This window comes from Coprobacillus sp. AF33-1AC (assembly GCF_003475785.1).
GTDB lineage: Bacteria > Bacillota_I > Bacilli_A > Erysipelotrichales > Coprobacillaceae > Faecalibacillus.
In genome coordinates, this window is sequence record NZ_QRQB01000033.1 from 1 (window position 1) to 19,538 (window position 19,538).

The following is a 19,538-nucleotide window of genomic DNA, read 5'->3' on the forward strand; positions in this document are numbered from 1 at the left end:
CTGAAGGTGTAACTATTAAAGATGACGTTGCTCGTCAATTAACTGAAGAAGAATAGTATTAAAAAGCCACTTTATCATGTGATAGAGTGGCTTTTATATGATGGTATTCATGATTTGAACAACTTCATCAATATAATCAATATTAATTGATGAATAATTCATGATAAAAATACGATCGCTTGAAGATGAATTAACATAAAACTGTGATAAAGGAACCAGTTTGATTCCCTTTGAATAAGCATGATTGATGATGTCTTGTTCACTTTTATTACTTTTTATTTTCATTAAAAAGTGTACTCCTGCTCCCTCATTATATATTTCTATTTTATGTTTTAAACTACCAGATAAAAACTTTTTAATTATAATATCCTTTTTATTTTGATAATAACTTCTTAAACGATTAATATGTCTTTCAAAATGACCATTTTCAATAAACTGTGATAACGTATACTGCTCAAAATTAGAGACAGTACATGAATAAAATGATAGTTTTTCATAATATTGATTAGCCAAACTTTCTGGTAAGACCATATAAGAAATACGAATTGTTGAAGAAAGTGTCTTAGTAAAAGTATTAATATAAATCACTTTGTCAGAAACATCAATACTTTGTAAAGTGGGGATTGGTTTACCGCCTAGTCTTAATTCACTATCATAGTCATCTTCGATAATATAATGTTGATCTTTTTGGTTTGCCCAACCTAATAATTCATATCTTCTAGATATAGGCATAACAATTCCCGTAGGAAAATGATGTGATGGAGAAATATGAATAACATCTATATTTTGATCATTTAATTCTTGGACTGCTACCCCTTGTTCATCCATATTAACATACTTAAAATCAACTTTCATACTTTTATAAATATTCGCTATTTTAGGATAACCCGGATTTTCTAAACCATATATCACCTTATCTCCTAATAATTGAATAATTAAGCTATATAAATATTCAGTTCCTGCACCAATAATAATTTGTTCTGGTCTGACATTCATATTTCTAAAATCTTTTAAATATTTTGCGATATTTTCTCTTAGTTGTAAAATACCTCCACAAGGAGAATTGATCATCAGTTTATCTTGATTTTCTTTTAATACCTCTTTCATTGTTTTATTCCAGGTATGAAAGGGAAAAATATGACTTTCAGTTTGATTACTAGAAAAATCAGCAAGATAATGATTTTCTCCCCCTGTCAAAATGACTTTTTCACTATTAACTTTTTTACGTTTAATTTGATTATTTAAATCCATAACATAAAATCCCTTTTTAGGTAAAGAATAAATATATCCTTCAGATACTAAAAGACTATAAGCATTTTCAACCGTAATAACACTTATACCCAGATTTTTCGCAAAGGGTCTTTTTGAAGGTAATCGGTCTCCTGGCTTAAGTTTACCTAGTAATATGTCATTTTTTATACATTTATAGAGATATTCATATAATGAATCTGACCCTATATTTGTAAAATTATATGTTAACATTTATCTGTTTTCTCCTTTTTGACCTTATTGATTATTTTACAACTGAATATTTTAATATGGTCACTTTTAAGTATAATGGGTTACATATTAAATGTAAAGAAGAGGGAAAAACAATGACAAATAAAAGATATGATTTAAATAAACAATTAGCGCAAATGTTAAAGGGTGGTGTCATCATGGATGTAACAACACCTGAACAAGCTAGAATTGCAGAAGAAGCCGGGGCTTGTGCTGTTATGGCACTTGAAAGAATTCCTGCTGATATTCGTGCTGCTGGGGGTGTAGCAAGAATGTCCGATCCTAAAATGATCCAAGGAATTCAAGAAGCAGTGAGTATTCCTGTTATGGCTAAATGCCGTATTGGACACTTTGTAGAAGCACAAATTCTTCAAGCTTTAGAAATTGATTATATTGATGAAAGTGAAGTCTTATCACCTGCTGATAATGTTTACCATGTTAATAAAAATGAATTTGATGTACCTTTTGTATGCGGGGCTAAAGATTTAGGAGAAGCTTTACGTCGTATTAACGAAGGAGCGAGTATGATTCGTACTAAAGGAGAACCGGGTACGGGTGATATCGTTCAAGCCGTAAGACATATGCGTATGATGAATAAACAAATTGCTGAAATTTCAGCACTTAGAAAAGATGAATTATATGAAGCCGCTAAAAAACTTCAAGTTCCTTATGAATTAGTAGAATATGTTCATGATCATAAAAAATTACCTGTTGTCAATTTTGCTGCTGGAGGTGTGGCTACACCTGCAGATGCTGCTTTAATGATGCAACTTGGTGCTGAAGGAGTCTTTGTAGGGTCAGGAATCTTTAAATCAGGAAATCCTAAAAAACGTGCTGAAGCCATTGTTAAAGCTGTGACAAACTACCAAGATGCAAAAATGATTGCTGAATTATCTAAAGATTTAGGAGAAGCCATGGTGGGTATCAATGAACAAGAAATTGAAATCTTAATGGCAGAAAGAGGAAAATAATGAAAGTTGCTGTTCTTGCTTTACAGGGAGCTTTTATTGAACATATTCATAAATTAGAAAGTCTTGGAGTTGAATGTCTTGAATTAAGAAAAAAAGAGGATCTTGATCAACAATTTAATGGTCTTGTCTTACCTGGTGGTGAAAGTACGGTTCAAGGTAAACTATTAAAGGAATTAGATATGTTTGATATATTAAAAGAAAAGATTGAACATGGATTGCCTGTATTGGCTACTTGTGCAGGTCTTATTCTTCTAGCAAAAGAGATAGAAAATCAAGCAGAAAACTATTTTAATTCCATTGATATGGTAGTGAAAAGAAATGCTTATGGTCGTCAACTAGGTAGTTTTAGAACAATTGAAGAAATGAAACATATAGGTCAAGTACCCATGACTTTTATTAGAGCTCCTTACATTGATCAAGTAGGCGATGATGTCGAAGTCTTAGCAACAGTTGATCAAAAAATAATAGCTGTAAAAAGTAAAAATCAATTAGCGCTCGCTTTTCATCCCGAATTAGATGATGATTTGCGTATTCATCAATATTTTATAGATATGATAGAAAAAAGGAATGTTCATAAATAATTGAACATTCCTTTTCTATTGAATAGCAAATGTTAATTCTGCTTTACAGACAACCTTACCATCAACTCTTGCTATCGCTTCACCAATACCAATTGGTCCTTTTTGTTTTGTTAAATGACATTCCATTTCTAAGACATCCCCAGGAATGACTTGTCCTTTAAAACGACAGTTTTTTATTCCCCCAAAAAAAGCAATTTTTCCTTTATTTTCCTCTTTAGATAAAATAGCAATACATCCTACTTGAGCTAAAGCTTCTACAATTAAAACACCAGGCATCACATGATGTTCTGGAAAATGACCACAAAAATGCATTTCATTGACACTCACGCATTTAATACCTTTTGCATATTCCCCTGGATGATAATCAGTAATGCGATCTACTAAAGCAAAAGGATAACGATGGGGATTAATTTTTTGTATTTCATTACTATTTAATTCCATGACTATTCTCCTTGATATTTTTTAAAGATGATTGTTGCATTATGTCCTCCAAATCCTAATGAATTAGACATAACATAGTTTAATGCTTGTTTTCTTCCGACATTCGCAACAATATCCAAATCACAGTCTTCATCTTTATGTTGATAATGAATTGTTGGTGGAACAAATTGATGTTGTAAAGCTTTGACGGATATAACCGCTTCAATGCCTCCGGCAGCTCCTAAACAATGCCCGGTATTTCCTTTTGTTGAAGAAACACAGACTTGACTTGCATGTTGTTTTAAAGCCGTTTTAATTGCTGCTGTTTCTAATTTATCATTCATCGGTGTTGATGTTCCATGAGCATTAATATAATCAATTTGATCATAAGCTACATTTCCATCTTCTAAAGCATTGATGATTGCTTTTGCTCCGCCTATACCTTCTGGTGCAGGTGCAGTAATATGATAAGCATCACAACTTACCCCATATCCTACCATTTCACAATAAATATGGGCTCCTCTTTGTTTTGCATGTTCATATTCTTCTAAAATCAGCATGCCTGCTCCTTCTCCCATAACAAAGCCATCTCGATCATGGTCAAAAGGAATAGAAGCACGAAGAGGATCTTGGCTTTTCGATAAAGCCTTCATAGCAGTAAAACCACCTATGCCAAGTGGCGTAATACTGGCTTCACATCCTCCTGCAATCATGATGTCTTGATATCCATCACGAATATTTCTAAAGGCATCTCCAATGGCATTTGTCCCTCCAGCACAGGCAGTAACTGGACATGTACATAATCCTTTTGCCTTAAATGCAATCGCAATATTACCTGCTGCTAAATTAACAATTGTCATAGGAATAAAGTGTGGTGATACTCTATCAAAGCCTCTATTTAATGCACGAGTGTGATTTTCTTCGATAGAACCTAATCCTCCTATTCCACTTGATACAATAACCCCAAAACGGTCATGATTAATTTGATCTAAATCAAGTTTTGCATCATTCACAGCTTCTTTAGCTGCAATCATACCTAATTGAATAAAACGATCCATTTTTCTTACTTCTTTTTTATCTAAGTAATCTGTTACTTCTAAATTTTTAACTTCTCCAGCGACTTTTACTTTCATATCAGTCGTATCAAAAGCCTTTATAAAATCAATGCCACAACGTCCTTCTTCAATTCCTTGCCATAAAGAATCTACATTATTACCAATAGGTGTAACTGCCCCTAATCCAGTTACCACAACTCTTCTTTTTTCCATCTTTTATCTCCTTACATCGCCATGCCACCATCAACATGAATCGTTTGTCCAGTAATATATCTTGCTTCATCACTAGCTAGAAAAAGTGCCGTTTGTGCAATATCTTCTACTTGTCCAAATGTTTTTAAAGGAATTTGATTCATCATTGATGTTTTAATTTCCTCACTTAAAACATCGGTCATTGCTGTTTGAATAAATCCAGGAGCAATCGCATTAACGGTAATCCCTCGACTTCCTACTTCACGTGCTAATGACATAGTCATTCCCATGATCCCAGCTTTACTTGCTGAATAATTAACTTGTCCGGCATTTCCCATTACCCCTACTACTGATGATAAAGAAATAATTCGACCATTACGTTGTTTCATCATCAATTTCGTTGCATGTTTCATGCAATTCCATGTTCCTTTTAAATTCACATCAATAACACTATCAAAATCACTTTCTTTCATTCTCATCATTAAATTATCTCTAGTAATACCAGCATTATTAACAAGAATATCTAAATGTCCATATTCTTCCTTTATTTGATCAAACATCTGTTTAGTTTCATCAAAAGAAGCAACATTAGCATAAATAATAGAACAATCACTACCTATTGCTTTTATTTCATTTTGACATTGTAATATCTTTTCTTTATTTTGTGATAAATCAAGATCATTAATAATAATGGTTGCTCCTTCCCTAGCAAAAGCTAAAGCAATAGCTTTACCAATTCCTTGACTACCACCAGTAATTAAAGCAACTTTATTTTTTAATTTCATAGTCTTCTCCTTTTAATGCAAGACATACTTTTTTCAAAGATTCTTCATCTTCTACTTGATATGTTTTGATTGATTTATCTATTTTTCTTACAAATCCACTTAATACTTTACCTGGTCCAATTTCAATTAATGTATCTACACCCTGACTTAGCATATAACGTATACTATCTTCAAAATAAACAGGTGACATCACTTGTTTTTCTAATAAATAAGGTATTTGTTGATTTCCTTTTTCACTACCAAGACAATTAAAAACAACAGGTACTTTCATAGGATTGAATGTTATTGTTTTAAATTGTTCTTTCAATTTTAAAGATGCCTCTTTTAATAATACTGTATGAAAAGGACCACTCGTATTTAAAGGAATGACTCTTCTAGCCCCCTGCTTTAAAGCAAGTTCACTGGCTTTTTCGACAGCTTGACTTTCCCCAGCGATAACTAATTGTCCAGGACAATTATAATTAGCAATCGAAACAACCCCTTCATTACTTGCTTGTTTACATATCTTTTCTAATGTTGATCTTTCCATCGACATCACCGCTGCCATTTTACTATCAATATCAATGACAGCATCTTTCATGGCCTGACCTCTAAAACGAACAATATCAACAACAGTTTGACGATCAAATACTTCTGCACAATATAATGATGAATATTCACCTAATGATAAACCAGCAACATAGTCTGGATTAATTTCATTTTGCTTTAATAAATCTGTAATGGTTGTAGCAAGTAAAACCATACATGGTTGCGTGTTTTCGGTTTTTGATAATTCTTCTAATGGTCCTTGAAAACTTAATTGTTTTAAATCCGGATATTGATCATAGACTTCTTTAACTAAAGGGGAATATTGATATAAAGATTGCCCCATTGATACAACTTGACTGCCTTGACCGGCATATAAAAAACCTATTTTCATGATTTTTCCTCCGTTAATTCTTCAATAACTGCTTTAACTGTTGTCATTTCATTATTTAAATAACCATAAGCCCCACTAAAGATGAGCCCATCATCAATATTTCCTTTTACTGCCTCAATTAATGCTTTAGAAATACAATAAGGTGCATCTTTAACATGACAAGGTTTTAAACAACGATAACATTTAGAAATATTGATTTTTCCCTCTTTAACTCGATTCGTGAATTGATTCTTGATTGCCCTTCCTGGCATTCCTACAGGTGATGATACTAATTCAATATCTTCTTTCTTCGCTTCAATAAATGCTTTTTTATATTCAATACTGGCATCACATTCTTGAGTTGTAATAAAACGTGTTGCAACTTGAACACCATTTACCCCTATTGATAAATAATGATCAACATCTTGTTTTTTATAAATACCGCCAGCCACAAAGATAGGAATTTTAACATCATGTTCATCTTCATAACCTACAACAACTTGTTTTACATCTCTAAAGATTTCATCTAAGCTTTGACAAGTATGATTCACTAAATCCTCTTTTTTAAATCCTAGATGTCCTCCTGCCTGACATCCTTCAATGACAATAAAATCAGGTAATCTTTGATGTTTATGCCACCAACTTCTTAATATCAGTTTGCATGCTTTACCACTAGAAACAATAGGTGCAATCAATACATCATGATTTTTAACTAACGCCGGTAAATGCATCGGTAACCCCGCTCCGGAAATAATGGCTTCTACACCGGCTTCTATAGCTGCTTCAATTAATTCTTCATAATCTTGTAAAGCAACCATGGCATTAATAGCGACAATTCCTTTACCTTCTCTTATTTCTTTGGCTTTTATTATTTCTTTTTTTAAAGCACGTATATTAGCCTGGCGATGATTGGTTTCAAAATCATCTTCACGATATCCTGGATGAGCTGTTGAAATCACACCCATACCACCACATTTAGCAACATTTCCTGCTAAATTACCAAGAGAAATACCGACTCCCATGCCACCTTGGATAATAGGTACCGTTAATGTTTTATTTTTAATCTTTACTGTTTTCATTTATATCACCAATTGGTCATACGCTTGATGACATTCATTCATTAATTCTTCAAATATTTGTTTAACAGGTTTAATTTCATGAATCATTCCCGCAACTTGTCCTGCCATTAAAGAACCCGTATCTACATCACCTTCTAATACTGCTCTTTTCAATGACCCTAATGTATATTTTTCTAATTCCATTAAATCAGTACCTGCTTTTTCTTTTTTTACATATTCTTTAGCCATTTTATTTTTAATAATTCTTACTGGTGTTCCCGCAATTCTTCCTGTTACCACAGTACTTACATCTTTGGCTTTTAAAATTGCTTCTTTGTAATTGGGGTGAATTGGACATTCTTCACTAGCAAGTAAAATCGTTCCAACTTGAACACCACAACCACCTAAAGCATAAGCCGCTAATAACTGTTTACCACTTGCGATACCACCGGCGACAATAACCGGAATAGACACGCTTTCTACTACTTGAGGAACAAGTGCCATGGTAGTAAGTTCTCCAATATGTCCACCTGCTTCACATCCTTCAACGATAACACCATCTGCTCCAGCTTTTTCAACTCTTTTGGCTAAAGCCACACTTGGCACAACAGGTAAAACAATCATGCCTGCTTCTTTCCATGCTTGAATATATGTTCCTGGATTTCCTGCTCCAGTGGTTACAATAGGTACTTTTTCATCTATCAATAATTGGGCCATTTGTTTAGCTTGAGGATTCATTAACATAATATTGACACCAAAAGGATTTTTCGTTTTTTGTTTACAAATATGAATATGTTCTTTTAAAGTTTCAACATCCATGCCTCCAGCACCTATTAAACCTAATCCTCCAGCATTACTGACAGCAGCAGCAAATTCACCACTGGCAATATTGGCCATTCCCCCTTGAATAATGGGATACTTTATATTTAATAATTCATTTAATTTCATATAATCTCCTTACCACTCGATTAAAGTTGCGCCCCAAGTGAGTCCTCCACCAAAGCCTACTAATATGAGCTTCATTCCTTTTTTGATTAAGCCTTTTTCATTCATTGTAGCTAAAGCTAAAGGAATACTGGCGGCAGAGGTATTACCATATTCATCTAAATTCATGTAAAACTTATCAGAGGGACAACGATATTTTTTATAAACGTGTTTTATAATACGATAATTAGCTTGATGACAAATGACATAATCAATATCATCTAGCGTTAATCCTGCTTGGTTTAATACTTGATCAATACTTTCTGGTATGACTTTAATCGCAAATTTAAAAACTTCCTGTCCTTTCATTTTTAAAAAATAATCTTGAGGATCGTTTTTGGCTGATAAAACTTCTTGGTTACCCGCACTATTTTGATAACTATAAAAAGCATGTTGGCTATTTTTTACAACCATCGCTCCAGCTCCATCTCCAAATAAAATACAAGTATTACGATCTTGATAGTCAATAATAGAGCTTAACTGCTCACTACCAATAATAAGTGCATAACGATCATCCATCGTTTTAAGTAAACTATTAACAATTGTCATCGCATAAACAAAACCACTACAAGCTGCTGATATATCAAAACACATCATATCTTGTTCGTTTAAATTTAAACCTGCTTGAATTAAACAAGCATTACTTGGCATTCTATTGGCTGGTGTCATAGTTGCACAGACAATCAAGCCAATTTTACTTTGATCAATGTTTTTGATTGCCTCTTTTGCAGCTTCAATAGCTAAATCAACACTGTTTTTACAGGAAATATGTCTTTTCTTAATACCTGTTCTTGAAACAATCCATTCATCACTGGTATCTACCATCTTTTCTAATTGTTGATTATCAAGAATATGATTAATTTTAGCGTAACCAGTTGATAATACTTCTAATCCTTTCATTTGATCTCCTTTATAAAACGGATACTTGACCTATTGTGCGATATTTTTGATATCTTTTATTTAATAGATTCGTTTTTGATAATTTATTTAATTCTAATATTGTCTTGATGAAATAATCTTTTAATTGTTCATATACTTTTTGAGATGTCACAGTAGCACCGGTTTTAGGTTCTTTAATAATATGATCTATAATTTTCATTTCATATAGATCTTTTGCCGTCAGTTTCATTAAACTCGCTGCTTCTTTTACTCTTGTTCCTTCTTTATCTTTCCATAATATTGAAGCAAATCCTTCTGGCGATAAAATCGAATACACGCTATTTTCTAACATCAAAATACGATCAGCAACACTTAAAGCAAGTGCCCCACCAGAACCACCTTCACCTACAACAACAGCAATAACCGGTACTGAGAGTGTTGCCATTTCTCTTAAATTTCTAGCAATAGCTTCACCAATACCATGTTGTTCAGCCTCTAACCCTGGATAGGCTCCTGGTGTATCAATAAAAGTAATAATAGGGCGATGAAACTTTTCTGCCTGCTTCATTAAACGCAACGCTTTACGATACCCCTCTGGTGAACTCATACCAAAATTGCAATGTAAATTTTCGTCTAGCGTTCTTCCTTTTGCATGACCTATCACTGTCACCGGTTGGTTATCTAATAAAGCAATACCTCCCATAATTGAGCCATCATCTAAATATAAACGATCCCCATGTAATTCAATAAAGTCATCAAATATATTTTGAATATAATCTTGAATATGTGGGCGATTACTTTTCCTTGCCATATATACCCGATCATAAGCTGAAATATTGTTGTAAGCTTCATCTTTTAATTTAGCTATTTGGATTTTTAATGCCTTTTGTTCTTCTTTGTTTTCACTGTTTGATAATTGTTGTTGAAGTTGGGTTATTTGCTTTTCTAAATCGATAAGTGCCATTATTTTGCCCCCTTTGAATGCATTTTTAATATTCTTATAATGGTTGAACGCATATCCTGTCTTTTAACAATTAAATCAATAAAACCTTGTTTTTCCATAAATTCAGTTCTTTGAAATCCTTCAGGTAGTTTTTGTTTAATTGTACTTTCAATAACACGCGCTCCAGCAAACCCAATCAACGCATGAGGTTCCCCAATAATAATGTCACCTAACATCGCAAACGAAGCCGTAACCCCTCCTGTTGTGGGATGGGTAATATAAGATATATAAAGTAATCCTGCTTCATGATGACGAGCTAAGGCTGATGAAGTTTTAGCCATTTGCATCAATGAATAAATTCCTTCTTGCATTCTAGCTCCCCCAGAAGCACAAAAGATAATAAGGGGATATTTCCTTTTTGTTGCATGCTCAATCGCTCTCGTTATTTTTTCACCTACAGCCGATGACATGCTTCCCATTAAAAATCGTGAATCCATAACACAAGTGATCACTTTAGTACCATTAATTTTACCGCTCGCTACAACAACCGCTTCATCTAACTTTGTTTTATCTTGTAACATTTTTATTTTTTCATCATAACCCGGAAAGTCTAAGGGATTTAAATGTTCAATCTGTTGATAAAGTTCTTTATATCTTCCTTGATCATAAAGTAATGCTAATCTTTGATGTGCAGGTAATTGATGATGATGTCCACAACGAGGACATACATATAAATTATTCACCAACACTTTTTGTAAGATTGTTTCATTACATGATGCACACTTACAATAAAGACCATCTGGAATTTCATTTCTTGTTTGATGATTGATTTTGTTTCTTAGTCTTTTAAAAAAGACTAATTTTTCTTTTCTTTCTTGAAATAATTTTTCCATCATTGTTCATTCACCAACTCATCTAAATGTTTTTCTATAAATCCTGTATCAAAATGTCCTTTGACATATTCACTATGATGTAAAATGAGATATTGTAATTCTTGATTCGTATCAATACCATCTATCACCAGTTCACCTAAAACTCTTCTCATTTTTCTAATTGCTTCTAAGCGATTAGCACCATGAACAATTACTTTTGCAATCATTGAATCATAATGGGATGAAACTTGATATCCCTGATATAAGGTTGTATCAACACGGACTCCAAAACCTCCTGGTATATGCAAACTATTAATTTTACCAGGTGAAGGTCTAAAGTTTTCTTTAGGGTTTTCGGCATTAATACGACATTCAATCGCATGTCCTTGTAAGTGGATATCACTTTGTTGGTAATTCAGTTTTAAATTAGCAGCAATTCTTATTTGTTCACGAATCAAATCGACTCCTGTAATCATTTCTGTAATAGGATGTTCGACTTGAATACGGGTATTCATTTCAATAAAGTAATAATTGCCTTCTTGGTCTAGTACGAATTCAATTGTTCCTGCATTACGATAGTGAACTCCTTTAGCTGCTTTAATTGCATCTTGTCCCATCTTTTCTCTTAATTCTTGACTTAAAGCACGACTTGGAGCTTCTTCAATCATCTTTTGATTACGTCTTTGAATAGAACAGTCACGTTCTCCTAAATGAATAACATGACCATAGTTATCCGCTAAAATTTGAAATTCGATATGTTTAGGATTTAAAATTAATTTTTCTAAATACATATCATCATCACCAAAACAGGCTTTTGCTTCAGCTTTAGCTGTTTGATAAGCTAAATCAAAGTCTTCTTCTTGATAACATGGACGCATTCCTCGTCCTCCACCACCTGCAGAAGCCTTAATTAATACAGGATAACCGATTTGTTTAGCAATCTGTTTGCCTTCTTTTTCATCTTTAATACTCCCTGGACTTCCTGGTACAACAGGTACACCCGCTTTAATCATCATCTCTCTTGCTACACTTTTATTACCCATTTGATCAATGACATCACCACTGGGTCCAATAAAAGTCATGCCACATTCTTCTACCAGTCTGGCAAAAGTAGAATTTTCTGATAACAAGCCAAATCCCGGGTGAATCGCATCACACCCCAAAGTCATGGCGGCTGATAAGATATTTTCCATATTTAAATAGCTGTCACTGGTTTTTGCTGGTCCAATGCATACCGCCTCATCAGCTAATTGAACATGCAAAGAAGTCGCATCAGCAGTAGAATAAACTGCTACGGTTTCAATCGACATCTCTTTACAACAGCGAATAATTCTAACAGCAATTTCGCCTCTATTAGCGATTAAAATCTTTTTAAACATAATTATTCAATCATCATGAGAACTTGATCGAATTCTACAAGATCTTCATGTTTAACTAAAATTGATGTAACCGTTCCATCAATAGGTGCTTTAATTTCATTCATCACTTTCATGGCTTCTACAATGCATAAAACTTGTCCTTTTTTCACTTGATCACCAACATGAACAAAGGGATCACTATCAGGTGAACTTGCGGGATAAAAAACACCTACAATAGGTGATTTAACCGGTGTCCCTGTTAATGTTTCTTGTTTATTTGTAGTAGCTGATTGAATCACTTCTTGTGGTTCAACTTGTTGAACTACTGTTTTACCATTTTTTTCTAATTCTAATTTTAAATCATCTATTTCTACTTTCATTTTTGTGACCTTAGAGTCATCAAATTCAGTTATTAATTGTTTTATTAATTCAAGTTTCATTTTATTCTCCTTTGTTTGAAGTTCAAACTATGTCGATAAAAAAAGAGATGCTTTGAATTCCAAAGCATTGCTATAATAAGATTACCCAGTTTCCTGGGTAATCCTTTTATTTATGAGCTTCAATATAATCTACGATGTCTTTAACAGTTTTGATACTTGTTGCTGCATCATCTGGAATTTCAAGATCAAATTCTTCTTCTACTGCCATAATTAATTCTACAGCATCTAATGAATCTGCTTCTAAATCTTCTTTTAAATTTGCATCTAAAGTTACTTGATCTTCATCACAATTTAAAGAATCTACGATGATTTCTTTTACTTTTTCAAATACCATCTTTATTTTCCTCCTCGTTGTTATGAGGCTATTATAACAAAAAGTTTTAATTTGTAAATACTTTGAAGTTCAAATCTCTCGACATAATTCTATCGTTTTCATAAAACACTTGATAAATCAAGGCTTTCAGACGATAAAAAAGATAACATTTATTTTACTTTATACATAGATTTATGCTATAGTTGTGTCAATGAGGTGAAGATATATGAATTTTAGATTGTCTGTAAAAGAAGATATCAATGAGGTAATGAAAATCATTAATCAAGCTAAAGAATATTTCAAATCACAAGGAATTGATCAATGGCAAGATGGCTATCCTAATGAACAAACAATTGAAAATGATATCAAAAAAGGTGAAGCTTATGTTTTAGAAGAAGATGGTCATATTATTGGTACTTGTATGGTGACGATTAAAGGTGAACCTAGCTATAATGTTATTGATGGTAAATGGTTATTAAATAGTCCTTATATATGTGTTCATCGTATCGCTTTAGATAATCAATATAAAGGAAAAGGACTTGCTAGTATTATTTTAGATCATGCAGTTGCTTTATATCCTCAATATCATAGTGTAAGAATGGATACCCATTATGATAATCTTTCTATGCAGCATTTTTTAACTAAATATGGCTTTGTCTATTGCGGTGATATTCATTTGTCTACATCCGGAGATTTAAGAAGAGCTTATGAAAAAAGATTACTTAAGTAATCTTTTTTTTATTTGGACATAGACTGTATAGGGTGAGCATAATGATCGAACATAATCAAAAAGGTATGATGTTACTAGATAATGCTTGTGGCATGATTAGTATGATGTCCTCTTTATCTTTAAATATGTACAATCATATTATTTTAATGAATCAAAATCAAAAACTAAGTTCTTTATTTTATGAAATGATGTTAAGTAATATGAAATATCTTCATCTTTTTTTACAGTTATCCTATCATTTAGGAATGGAACCTCGTTTATGGACATGTTATTGTCAACATAATGAATACTGGTCCCCTAGTTATAATAACTATCATCAATCCTTTGATTCTTTAATGGATAATGTTATTGAAAGTAAAAAAGTCTTAATTGATAAGTTTAACTTACAGTTAAAATCCATTCATGATCCCGATATAATAAAACTTTTAAAATCAGTAATAAAAGAAGAAAATAAGTATCTTACTTTATTATCTTCTTTTATAAATACAGCTAGTTAACTAACAAGTTGTCCTTCTTTTAATAAATTAAGTAGTAATGTATTTTGGTAATTTGTTCCCTGATATGAAGTGATACCATTAAGCATAGCTAAACGTCTTCGATTTTCAAAGCTGGAATCTACGCCTATCTCATTTAAAGCATCAACTAGACTATTTCCCTGATAATCACTATTGCTTAATAATGTGACTTTTCCTTCTATAACCTGATCATTGACCCAACCATCATCTTGTCCAATTAAATATGGATTTCTGGCATTAGGTACAATGCGTGTAATAATACCTGTTTGACGATATGGTCTAAGTGGATTCGTTGATTCACTGGTTAAAAAGACATATTGAAAACGGACGTGATCGCCAACTTGATACTGATTCGTTTCTGTTTGGTTATTAAAATTATTTAATCCTGCATTTCTAATAATTTCTGGAAAATCTTTATAACAGTAATTTAAATCTACCATTGAAGTAATACCTGGTATACTTCCTGTAGAAGAATACTGCCACATATCATATTCACCATCAAAGTTAAGCTGATTACCATAATAAGCTATCCATCTTGTATAACGATTAAATATTGGACTTGTCAATTTTGTACGCCACCAATATAAGGATGCATACATACCTACATAATAATTATTCTTTTCTAATTCATCAGCAAATGTTTTAGCAATATTAGCGATAACTTCATTACTTTGTTTCCCGGTTGTATTATTATCTTCTAAATCATAATAAATGGGATAAGCCATTTTATAGTCTTTAATAAGTCTTAATACATGTCTCGCCTCTCCTAGTGCTTCTTGTTCATTAGTAGCATAAGAATAAAGATAAACCCCAAAAGGAATATTTAATCTTGTACATTCATCAGCATTTCTTTTAAAATAAGGATCATCTTGTGATGGTTTATCTTGACCAAAACCACAACGAATAATCGCAAAATCTACATTTTCCTTTACTCGTTGCCAATTAATCGTTCCTTGAAATTTAGATACATCAATACCATGAGTTATCATGATTTCCCTCCTCATTTTAATATATGTCTTTTTTTACAATATGTTATTTTTTATCATTTTTATATTCTTCTTGCTAAATCTAGTAGAATTTAGGATAATAACCTTTGAGGTGATAAAGTGAAAAAAGGTATTTGTGTTTTACTTACTGGAATGATGATGTTTTCTCTTTGTCCAATTAATCAAGTTAAAGCGGTTAATTTTGAAGGACAGGAAGATCAATATATGAAAATATGTTCTAGTAGTAACTTAAATTCTAGTAATTATAATACTTGTAAAGAATTTAATACTTATTTAAAGAAAAAGAATAAAGAATTGAAACAAACAGTTAATAATGTAAGTAGCGAGTTAAGTACTACTGAAAATAATCTTAGTGTTGTATCTAGTAAACTTACTAGTTTAAATAATCAAATAGATGAAAAAGAAAAAGAAATTTCTTATCTTCAACAATCTATTTCTCAATTAGAATCAAGTATTCAAAAGAAAGAAAATGATTTAAAAGATCGCATGTATGCTATGCAATCTTATAACAATAGTAATAGTTATATTGAATTTATCTTTGGCTCACAGAGTTTTTCAGATTTCTTTTCAAGAATTGATAGTGTTAATGAATTAACTCAATATGATCGAGAATTGGTTAGTCAATTAGCTGATGAAAAAAAACAAGTAGAAAGTCAAAAATCAACTATTGAAGTAGCAAAAGCGAATATTGAAAGTCAAAGACAACAACAAGCAACTTTAAAAAATCAATACGCTCTTTTATTTCAAAAACAACAAGAACAATTATCTGCTGCTAAACAAGCATCGAGTGCTAATGAAAAAGCAAGTTCTACTTTAGATAGTGCTTTAACAACTTTCTATCAAAACTCATTAAAAGATGATACCAGTGCTGGTATCACTCCTGGTAGTGGTGATAGTGAAACTGGTATTGCTATTGCAAAAAAAGCCTTATCAATGCAAGGAAAACGTTATTGGTGGGGAGCTACTGGTCCCGATTATTTTGATTGTTCAGGGTTGGTTTATTGGTCAATGAATGCTGCCGGAGTAAAAATTGGGCGTACAACTGCTGCTGGATATGCTGCTATGGGTAAAGCTGTATCATATAATCAATTACAAGTTGGTGATGTGATTACTTTTAATTATGGTAGTGGTGTTGCTCATATTGGTATTTATATTGGTGGGGGTAATATGGTTCATGCTTCTGGTAAGGGGTCTGAAACTCATGGTCAAGATCCTAACCAATGTGTTAAAACAACATCAATTAAGCCAGGTACTTATTTTTATAGTGTAATTTATAATTGTAGAAGATTATATTAGAAGAGAAATTCATTCTCTTCTTTTATTTACATTTTTTTCAAATTAGAGGATAATAGATGGTGGAGGTGATAGCGTGAAAAAAACTTTTGCATGTCTGTTAACTTTTATGATGGTTGTTTCTATGGTTAAAAGTAAACCAGTAGAAGCTGTTAATTTTAATGGACAAGAAAGTAAATACATGAAAATATGTTCAAGTCATAATCTATCAACAAGTAATTATAATACTTGTAAGGAATTTAACGCTTATTTAAAAAAGAAAAATAAAGATTTACAAAGTTCAATTGATGATTCAAAATCTAAAATATCACAAACACAAGGATCTTTAGATACTGTGGTTGCTGAGATTGCTGATTTAAATAATCAAATTGAACAAAAACAAAATGAGATTAATTATTTACAAAGTTCAATTAAAACTTTAGAAGATAATATTAATAAAAAAGAAAAAGAAATAAAAGATCGTATGTATGCTATGCAATCTTATAGTAATAGTAATACATATGTTGAATTTATTTTTGGTGCATCAAGTTTTTCAGATTTCTTTTCAAGAATTGATAGTGTTAACGAATTAACTCAATATGATGAAGACTTGATTAGTAAAATTGCTGATGAAAAGAAACAAGTAGAAGCACAAAAAGCAACTGTTGAAACAGCAAAAGAAAATATTGTAGCAAAACAAAATGAACAAAAGACTTTACAAACACAATATGAAAATATCATTCAAAAACAAAAGAATGATCTTGCAAGTGCTCAAGCAGAACAAAGTAAAGTATCTGATACGCAAAGTTCTTTAGATTCATTTTTATCTTCAGTTGTGGTAACTCAACCTACTAATACAGGAAATGGTTCTAATAAAGGTAATGGTTCGTCATCGTCGATAACTCCTGCTAACGTTCCAACAACTAATAAATACGGTAGTATTGTTGTCGCTGCAGCAAGATCAAAACTTGGTTGTCCTTATGTTTGGGGTGCTGCTGGACCTAATACATTTGATTGTTCTGGTTTAGTCATGTGGTGTTATGCCCAAGCTGGTGTTTCTCTTGAACATTATTCTGGTTCCCAAGGTAAGGCTGGTGCCGTTATTCCGTTAAGTCAAGCCCAACCTGGTGATATTTTATGGAAATCAGGTCATGTTGGTATTTATATTGGTGGTGGACAATATATTCATGCTCCACAAACCGGAGATGTTGTTAAAGTTGCATCTAATTTAAATCAATTTAGTTGCGCCGTTCGTCCATATTAATACATATGAAGAATACTTCGGTATTCTTTTTTATTATAAATAAAGTTTAGTCTATTTACAAAAAATAAAATTTAGTAGATAATATAGGTTGAGGAGGTGGCACTATGAAATATAAAAAACTCACTTCACTTTCCTTAGCCTTAATTTTAGGAGGAACATTGCTTTATCATCCTCAACATGTAGAAGCAATTGATTTTTCTAAAGATGAAAGTAAGTATATGAATATCTGTTCTAGTAGTAACTTATCTAGTAGCAATAAATCTACTTGTCAACAGTTTAATAAATACTTAAAAAAGAAAAATCAGGAATTAAATAAACAATTAGCCACTCAAAAGGAAACTGCCAGTAAAACAAAAGATACCGTAGATAGTATTAGTAAAAAAATCATAAATATTAATTCTAGTATTAGTCAAAAGGAAACAGAAATTGCCTATGTAGAAGGTACTATTTCTAATTTAGAACAAGAAATCGCTAAAAATGATCAAATTATTAAAGATCGTATGTACTCTATGCAAACCTATATGAATGAAGATTCTTATTTAGAATACATTTTTGGTGCTGATAACTTCGCCGATTTATTCTCACGGATTGATAGTTTTAATGAACTCACACTTAACGATCAAGAATTAATTGCTGAGATGGCAAATCAGAAAAAAGAAATTTCTAAGCAAAAAGCAACTTTACAATCTGCGAAGACTGCTCTACTTGCTCAAAAAGAAGAACAGGCTAACTTACAAACACGTTATACTGCTTTACTTCAAGAACAAAATAAAAATGTAGCTGCTACTCAAGAAAGTGCCAACTATAGTTCTCAACAGGTAAAACAGATGGATGAAGCTTTAAATGCTTTCTATGAAAACTCTAAAAAGGATAACATTGGCTATGTAGCACCCTTACCTACACCACCATCTACCCCAAATAATAACAATAATTCGAATAATAACCAAAACAATAATAATAACAACACGAATAATAATCAAAATAACAATCAAAACAATAATCAAGGCAATAGTCAACCTTCTACTCCATCATCACCTAGCCAATCTGATGCAAGTACTGGAGTAAGAATCGCTAATGCCGCTTTATCAAAACAAGGTTGTCGTTATTGGTGGGGTGCTTCCGGACCTAATTACTTTGATTGTTCTGGTCTTGTGTATTGGGCTCATAATCAAGCAGGCATTAAAATTGGTAGAACAACTGCTGCTGGCTATTCAGCATATGGAAAAGCTGTTTTATATAACAATTTACAGGTTGGTGATGTCATTACATTTACTTATGATGGACATTTTGTTGCCCATATTGGTATTTATATTGGTAATGGTAGGATGGTTGAAGCTTCAGGACAAGGTTCTGGTACAGTAGGTCAATACCCTGAACAACGTGTAAAAGTAACCAGTGTTGCTCCCGGAAGTTATTTCTATAGACATATTTATAATTGTCGTCGTTTATATTAAAAGGGTAATTTAAAATAACTTGTGGTTGAGATTGTTTCGGCCAATAA

General features: G+C 32.2%; 21 protein-coding genes. 7 read left to right on the forward strand and 14 right to left on the reverse strand.

The window, feature by feature from the left end:
• Positions 1-93: 93 nt before the first annotated feature.
• On the reverse strand, positions 94-1,482 hold the full coding sequence (locus DWZ53_RS10130) for a PLP-dependent aminotransferase family protein (RefSeq protein ID WP_118434051.1): 1,389 nt from the start codon (positions 1,480-1,482) through the stop codon (positions 94-96).
• A 113-nt stretch (positions 1,483-1,595) separates the two neighbouring features.
• On the opposite strand from DWZ53_RS10130, the gene pdxS reads away from it, so the two are divergent.
• Together pdxS and pdxT are read left to right on the forward strand one after the other, a co-directional pair.
• Entirely contained in the window at positions 1,596-2,471 is an 876-nt protein-coding gene (pdxS, locus tag DWZ53_RS10135) for a pyridoxal 5'-phosphate synthase lyase subunit PdxS (RefSeq protein WP_118434052.1), read from the forward strand.
• Positions 2,471-3,052 carry a pyridoxal 5'-phosphate synthase glutaminase subunit PdxT gene (gene pdxT / locus DWZ53_RS10140; RefSeq protein WP_118434053.1) on the forward strand — a complete coding sequence of 194 codons (582 nt, stop codon included), beginning with the start codon at positions 2,471-2,473 and terminating at the stop codon, positions 3,050-3,052. The genes pdxS and pdxT overlap by 1 nt, the downstream gene beginning before the upstream one ends.
• Before the next feature lie 15 nt (positions 3,053-3,067).
• Here the strand turns inward: pdxT and fabZ are convergent, their stop codons facing one another.
• From fabZ to acpP, 12 genes are all read right to left on the reverse strand, one after another.
• The gene (gene fabZ / locus DWZ53_RS10145) at positions 3,068-3,493 is read right to left on the reverse strand and encodes a 3-hydroxyacyl-ACP dehydratase FabZ (protein ID WP_118434054.1); all 426 of its coding nucleotides are present in this window, start codon (positions 3,491-3,493) and stop codon (positions 3,068-3,070) included.
• A gap of 2 nt (positions 3,494-3,495) precedes the next feature.
• Entirely contained in the window at positions 3,496-4,740 is a 1,245-nt protein-coding gene (gene fabF / locus DWZ53_RS10150; RefSeq protein ID WP_118434055.1) for a beta-ketoacyl-ACP synthase II, read from the reverse strand.
• An 11-nt stretch (positions 4,741-4,751) separates the two neighbouring features.
• Positions 4,752-5,504, reverse strand: a complete 753-nt coding sequence (fabG, locus tag DWZ53_RS10155; RefSeq protein ID WP_118434056.1) for a 3-oxoacyl-[acyl-carrier-protein] reductase — start codon at positions 5,502-5,504, stop codon at positions 4,752-4,754.
• On the reverse strand, positions 5,488-6,423 hold the full coding sequence (fabD, locus tag DWZ53_RS10160; protein WP_118434057.1) for an ACP S-malonyltransferase: 936 nt from the start codon (positions 6,421-6,423) through the stop codon (positions 5,488-5,490). Before fabD ends, fabG begins: the two co-directional genes overlap by 17 nt.
• Positions 6,420-7,481: a nitronate monooxygenase family protein gene (locus DWZ53_RS10165; protein WP_118434058.1), complete on the reverse strand. Its 1,062-nt coding sequence runs from the start codon at positions 7,479-7,481 to the stop codon at positions 6,420-6,422. The genes fabD and DWZ53_RS10165 overlap by 4 nt, the downstream gene beginning before the upstream one ends.
• Positions 7,482-8,408, reverse strand: a complete 927-nt coding sequence (locus tag DWZ53_RS10170; protein WP_118434059.1) for a nitronate monooxygenase — start codon at positions 8,406-8,408, stop codon at positions 7,482-7,484.
• Between the two features lie 9 nt (positions 8,409-8,417).
• Complete coding sequence (locus DWZ53_RS10175; RefSeq protein WP_118434060.1) at positions 8,418-9,344, reverse strand: beta-ketoacyl-ACP synthase III; 927 nt, start codon at positions 9,342-9,344, stop codon at positions 8,418-8,420.
• A 10-nt stretch (positions 9,345-9,354) separates the two neighbouring features.
• Positions 9,355-10,287: an acetyl-CoA carboxylase carboxyltransferase subunit alpha gene (locus tag DWZ53_RS10180; protein ID WP_118434061.1), complete on the reverse strand. Its 933-nt coding sequence runs from the start codon at positions 10,285-10,287 to the stop codon at positions 9,355-9,357.
• Entirely contained in the window at positions 10,287-11,159 is an 873-nt protein-coding gene (gene accD, locus DWZ53_RS10185) for an acetyl-CoA carboxylase, carboxyltransferase subunit beta (RefSeq protein WP_118434070.1), read from the reverse strand. Before accD ends, DWZ53_RS10180 begins: the two co-directional genes overlap by 1 nt.
• A complete protein-coding gene (locus DWZ53_RS10190) occupies positions 11,159-12,517 on the reverse strand; it encodes an acetyl-CoA carboxylase biotin carboxylase subunit (RefSeq protein ID WP_118434062.1) in 1,359 nt (452 codons plus the stop codon). Before DWZ53_RS10190 ends, accD begins: the two co-directional genes overlap by 1 nt.
• Before the next feature lie 2 nt (positions 12,518-12,519).
• Entirely contained in the window at positions 12,520-12,936 is a 417-nt protein-coding gene (gene accB, locus DWZ53_RS10195) for an acetyl-CoA carboxylase biotin carboxyl carrier protein (protein ID WP_118434063.1), read from the reverse strand.
• 106 nt (positions 12,937-13,042) lie between these two features.
• The gene (gene acpP / locus DWZ53_RS10200) at positions 13,043-13,270 is read right to left on the reverse strand and encodes an acyl carrier protein (RefSeq protein WP_118434064.1); all 228 of its coding nucleotides are present in this window, start codon (positions 13,268-13,270) and stop codon (positions 13,043-13,045) included.
• A gap of 205 nt (positions 13,271-13,475) precedes the next feature.
• Between acpP and DWZ53_RS10205 the strand changes: the two genes are divergently transcribed.
• Together DWZ53_RS10205 and DWZ53_RS10210 are read left to right on the forward strand one after the other, a co-directional pair.
• Positions 13,476-13,979 carry a GNAT family N-acetyltransferase gene (locus DWZ53_RS10205; RefSeq protein WP_118434065.1) on the forward strand — a complete coding sequence of 168 codons (504 nt, stop codon included), beginning with the start codon at positions 13,476-13,478 and terminating at the stop codon, positions 13,977-13,979.
• Between the two features lie 41 nt (positions 13,980-14,020).
• Complete coding sequence (locus DWZ53_RS10210) at positions 14,021-14,476, forward strand: hypothetical protein (RefSeq protein ID WP_118434066.1); 456 nt, start codon at positions 14,021-14,023, stop codon at positions 14,474-14,476.
• Here the strand turns inward: DWZ53_RS10210 and DWZ53_RS10215 are convergent.
• Complete coding sequence (locus DWZ53_RS10215) at positions 14,473-15,483, reverse strand: glycoside hydrolase family 25 protein (RefSeq protein WP_118434067.1); 1,011 nt, start codon at positions 15,481-15,483, stop codon at positions 14,473-14,475. The genes DWZ53_RS10210 and DWZ53_RS10215 overlap by 4 nt on opposite strands.
• A gap of 117 nt (positions 15,484-15,600) precedes the next feature.
• Here DWZ53_RS10215 and DWZ53_RS10220 point away from each other — a divergent pair, with 117 nt between their 5' ends.
• The 3 genes from DWZ53_RS10220 to DWZ53_RS10230 all read left to right on the forward strand — a co-directional run bounded on the left by DWZ53_RS10220 (position 15,601) and on the right by DWZ53_RS10230 (position 19,491).
• Positions 15,601-16,797: a C40 family peptidase gene (locus DWZ53_RS10220; RefSeq protein WP_118434068.1), complete on the forward strand. Its 1,197-nt coding sequence runs from the start codon at positions 15,601-15,603 to the stop codon at positions 16,795-16,797.
• A 73-nt stretch (positions 16,798-16,870) separates the two neighbouring features.
• Positions 16,871-18,037 carry an NlpC/P60 family protein gene (locus DWZ53_RS10225; protein ID WP_233541885.1) on the forward strand — a complete coding sequence of 389 codons (1,167 nt, stop codon included), beginning with the start codon at positions 16,871-16,873 and terminating at the stop codon, positions 18,035-18,037.
• A 104-nt stretch (positions 18,038-18,141) separates the two neighbouring features.
• Positions 18,142-19,491 carry a C40 family peptidase gene (locus DWZ53_RS10230; protein ID WP_118434069.1) on the forward strand — a complete coding sequence of 450 codons (1,350 nt, stop codon included), beginning with the start codon at positions 18,142-18,144 and terminating at the stop codon, positions 19,489-19,491.
• The last annotated feature ends 47 nt before the right edge of the window (positions 19,492-19,538 follow it).

Excerpts from the sequence above, each read along its gene's own strand:
- DWZ53_RS10130 (WP_118434051.1), bottom strand. The coding sequence starts at position 1,482 with ATGTTAACATATAATTTTACAAATATAGGGTCAGATTCATTATATGAA.
- pdxS (WP_118434052.1), top strand. The coding sequence starts at position 1,596 with ATGACAAATAAAAGATATGATTTAAATAAACAATTAGCGCAAATGTTA.
- pdxT (WP_118434053.1), top strand. The coding sequence starts at position 2,471 with ATGAAAGTTGCTGTTCTTGCTTTACAGGGAGCTTTTATTGAACATATT.
- fabZ (WP_118434054.1), bottom strand. The coding sequence starts at position 3,493 with ATGGAATTAAATAGTAATGAAATACAAAAAATTAATCCCCATCGTTAT.
- fabF (WP_118434055.1), bottom strand. The coding sequence starts at position 4,740 with ATGGAAAAAAGAAGAGTTGTGGTAACTGGATTAGGGGCAGTTACACCT.
- fabG (WP_118434056.1), bottom strand. The coding sequence starts at position 5,504 with ATGAAATTAAAAAATAAAGTTGCTTTAATTACTGGTGGTAGTCAAGGA.
- fabD (WP_118434057.1), bottom strand. The coding sequence starts at position 6,423 with ATGAAAATAGGTTTTTTATATGCCGGTCAAGGCAGTCAAGTTGTATCA.
- DWZ53_RS10165 (WP_118434058.1), bottom strand. The coding sequence starts at position 7,481 with ATGAAAACAGTAAAGATTAAAAATAAAACATTAACGGTACCTATTATC.
- DWZ53_RS10170 (WP_118434059.1), bottom strand. The coding sequence starts at position 8,408 with ATGAAATTAAATGAATTATTAAATATAAAGTATCCCATTATTCAAGGG.
- DWZ53_RS10175 (WP_118434060.1), bottom strand. The coding sequence starts at position 9,344 with ATGAAAGGATTAGAAGTATTATCAACTGGTTACGCTAAAATTAATCAT.
- DWZ53_RS10180 (WP_118434061.1), bottom strand. The coding sequence starts at position 10,287 with ATGGCACTTATCGATTTAGAAAAGCAAATAACCCAACTTCAACAACAA.
- accD (WP_118434070.1), bottom strand. The coding sequence starts at position 11,159 with ATGGAAAAATTATTTCAAGAAAGAAAAGAAAAATTAGTCTTTTTTAAA.
- DWZ53_RS10190 (WP_118434062.1), bottom strand. The coding sequence starts at position 12,517 with ATGTTTAAAAAGATTTTAATCGCTAATAGAGGCGAAATTGCTGTTAGA.
- accB (WP_118434063.1), bottom strand. The coding sequence starts at position 12,936 with ATGAAACTTGAATTAATAAAACAATTAATAACTGAATTTGATGACTCT.
- acpP (WP_118434064.1), bottom strand. The coding sequence starts at position 13,270 with ATGGTATTTGAAAAAGTAAAAGAAATCATCGTAGATTCTTTAAATTGT.
- DWZ53_RS10205 (WP_118434065.1), top strand. The coding sequence starts at position 13,476 with ATGAATTTTAGATTGTCTGTAAAAGAAGATATCAATGAGGTAATGAAA.
- DWZ53_RS10210 (WP_118434066.1), top strand. The coding sequence starts at position 14,021 with ATGATCGAACATAATCAAAAAGGTATGATGTTACTAGATAATGCTTGT.
- DWZ53_RS10215 (WP_118434067.1), bottom strand. The coding sequence starts at position 15,483 with ATGATAACTCATGGTATTGATGTATCTAAATTTCAAGGAACGATTAAT.
- DWZ53_RS10230 (WP_118434069.1), top strand. The coding sequence starts at position 18,142 with ATGAAATATAAAAAACTCACTTCACTTTCCTTAGCCTTAATTTTAGGA.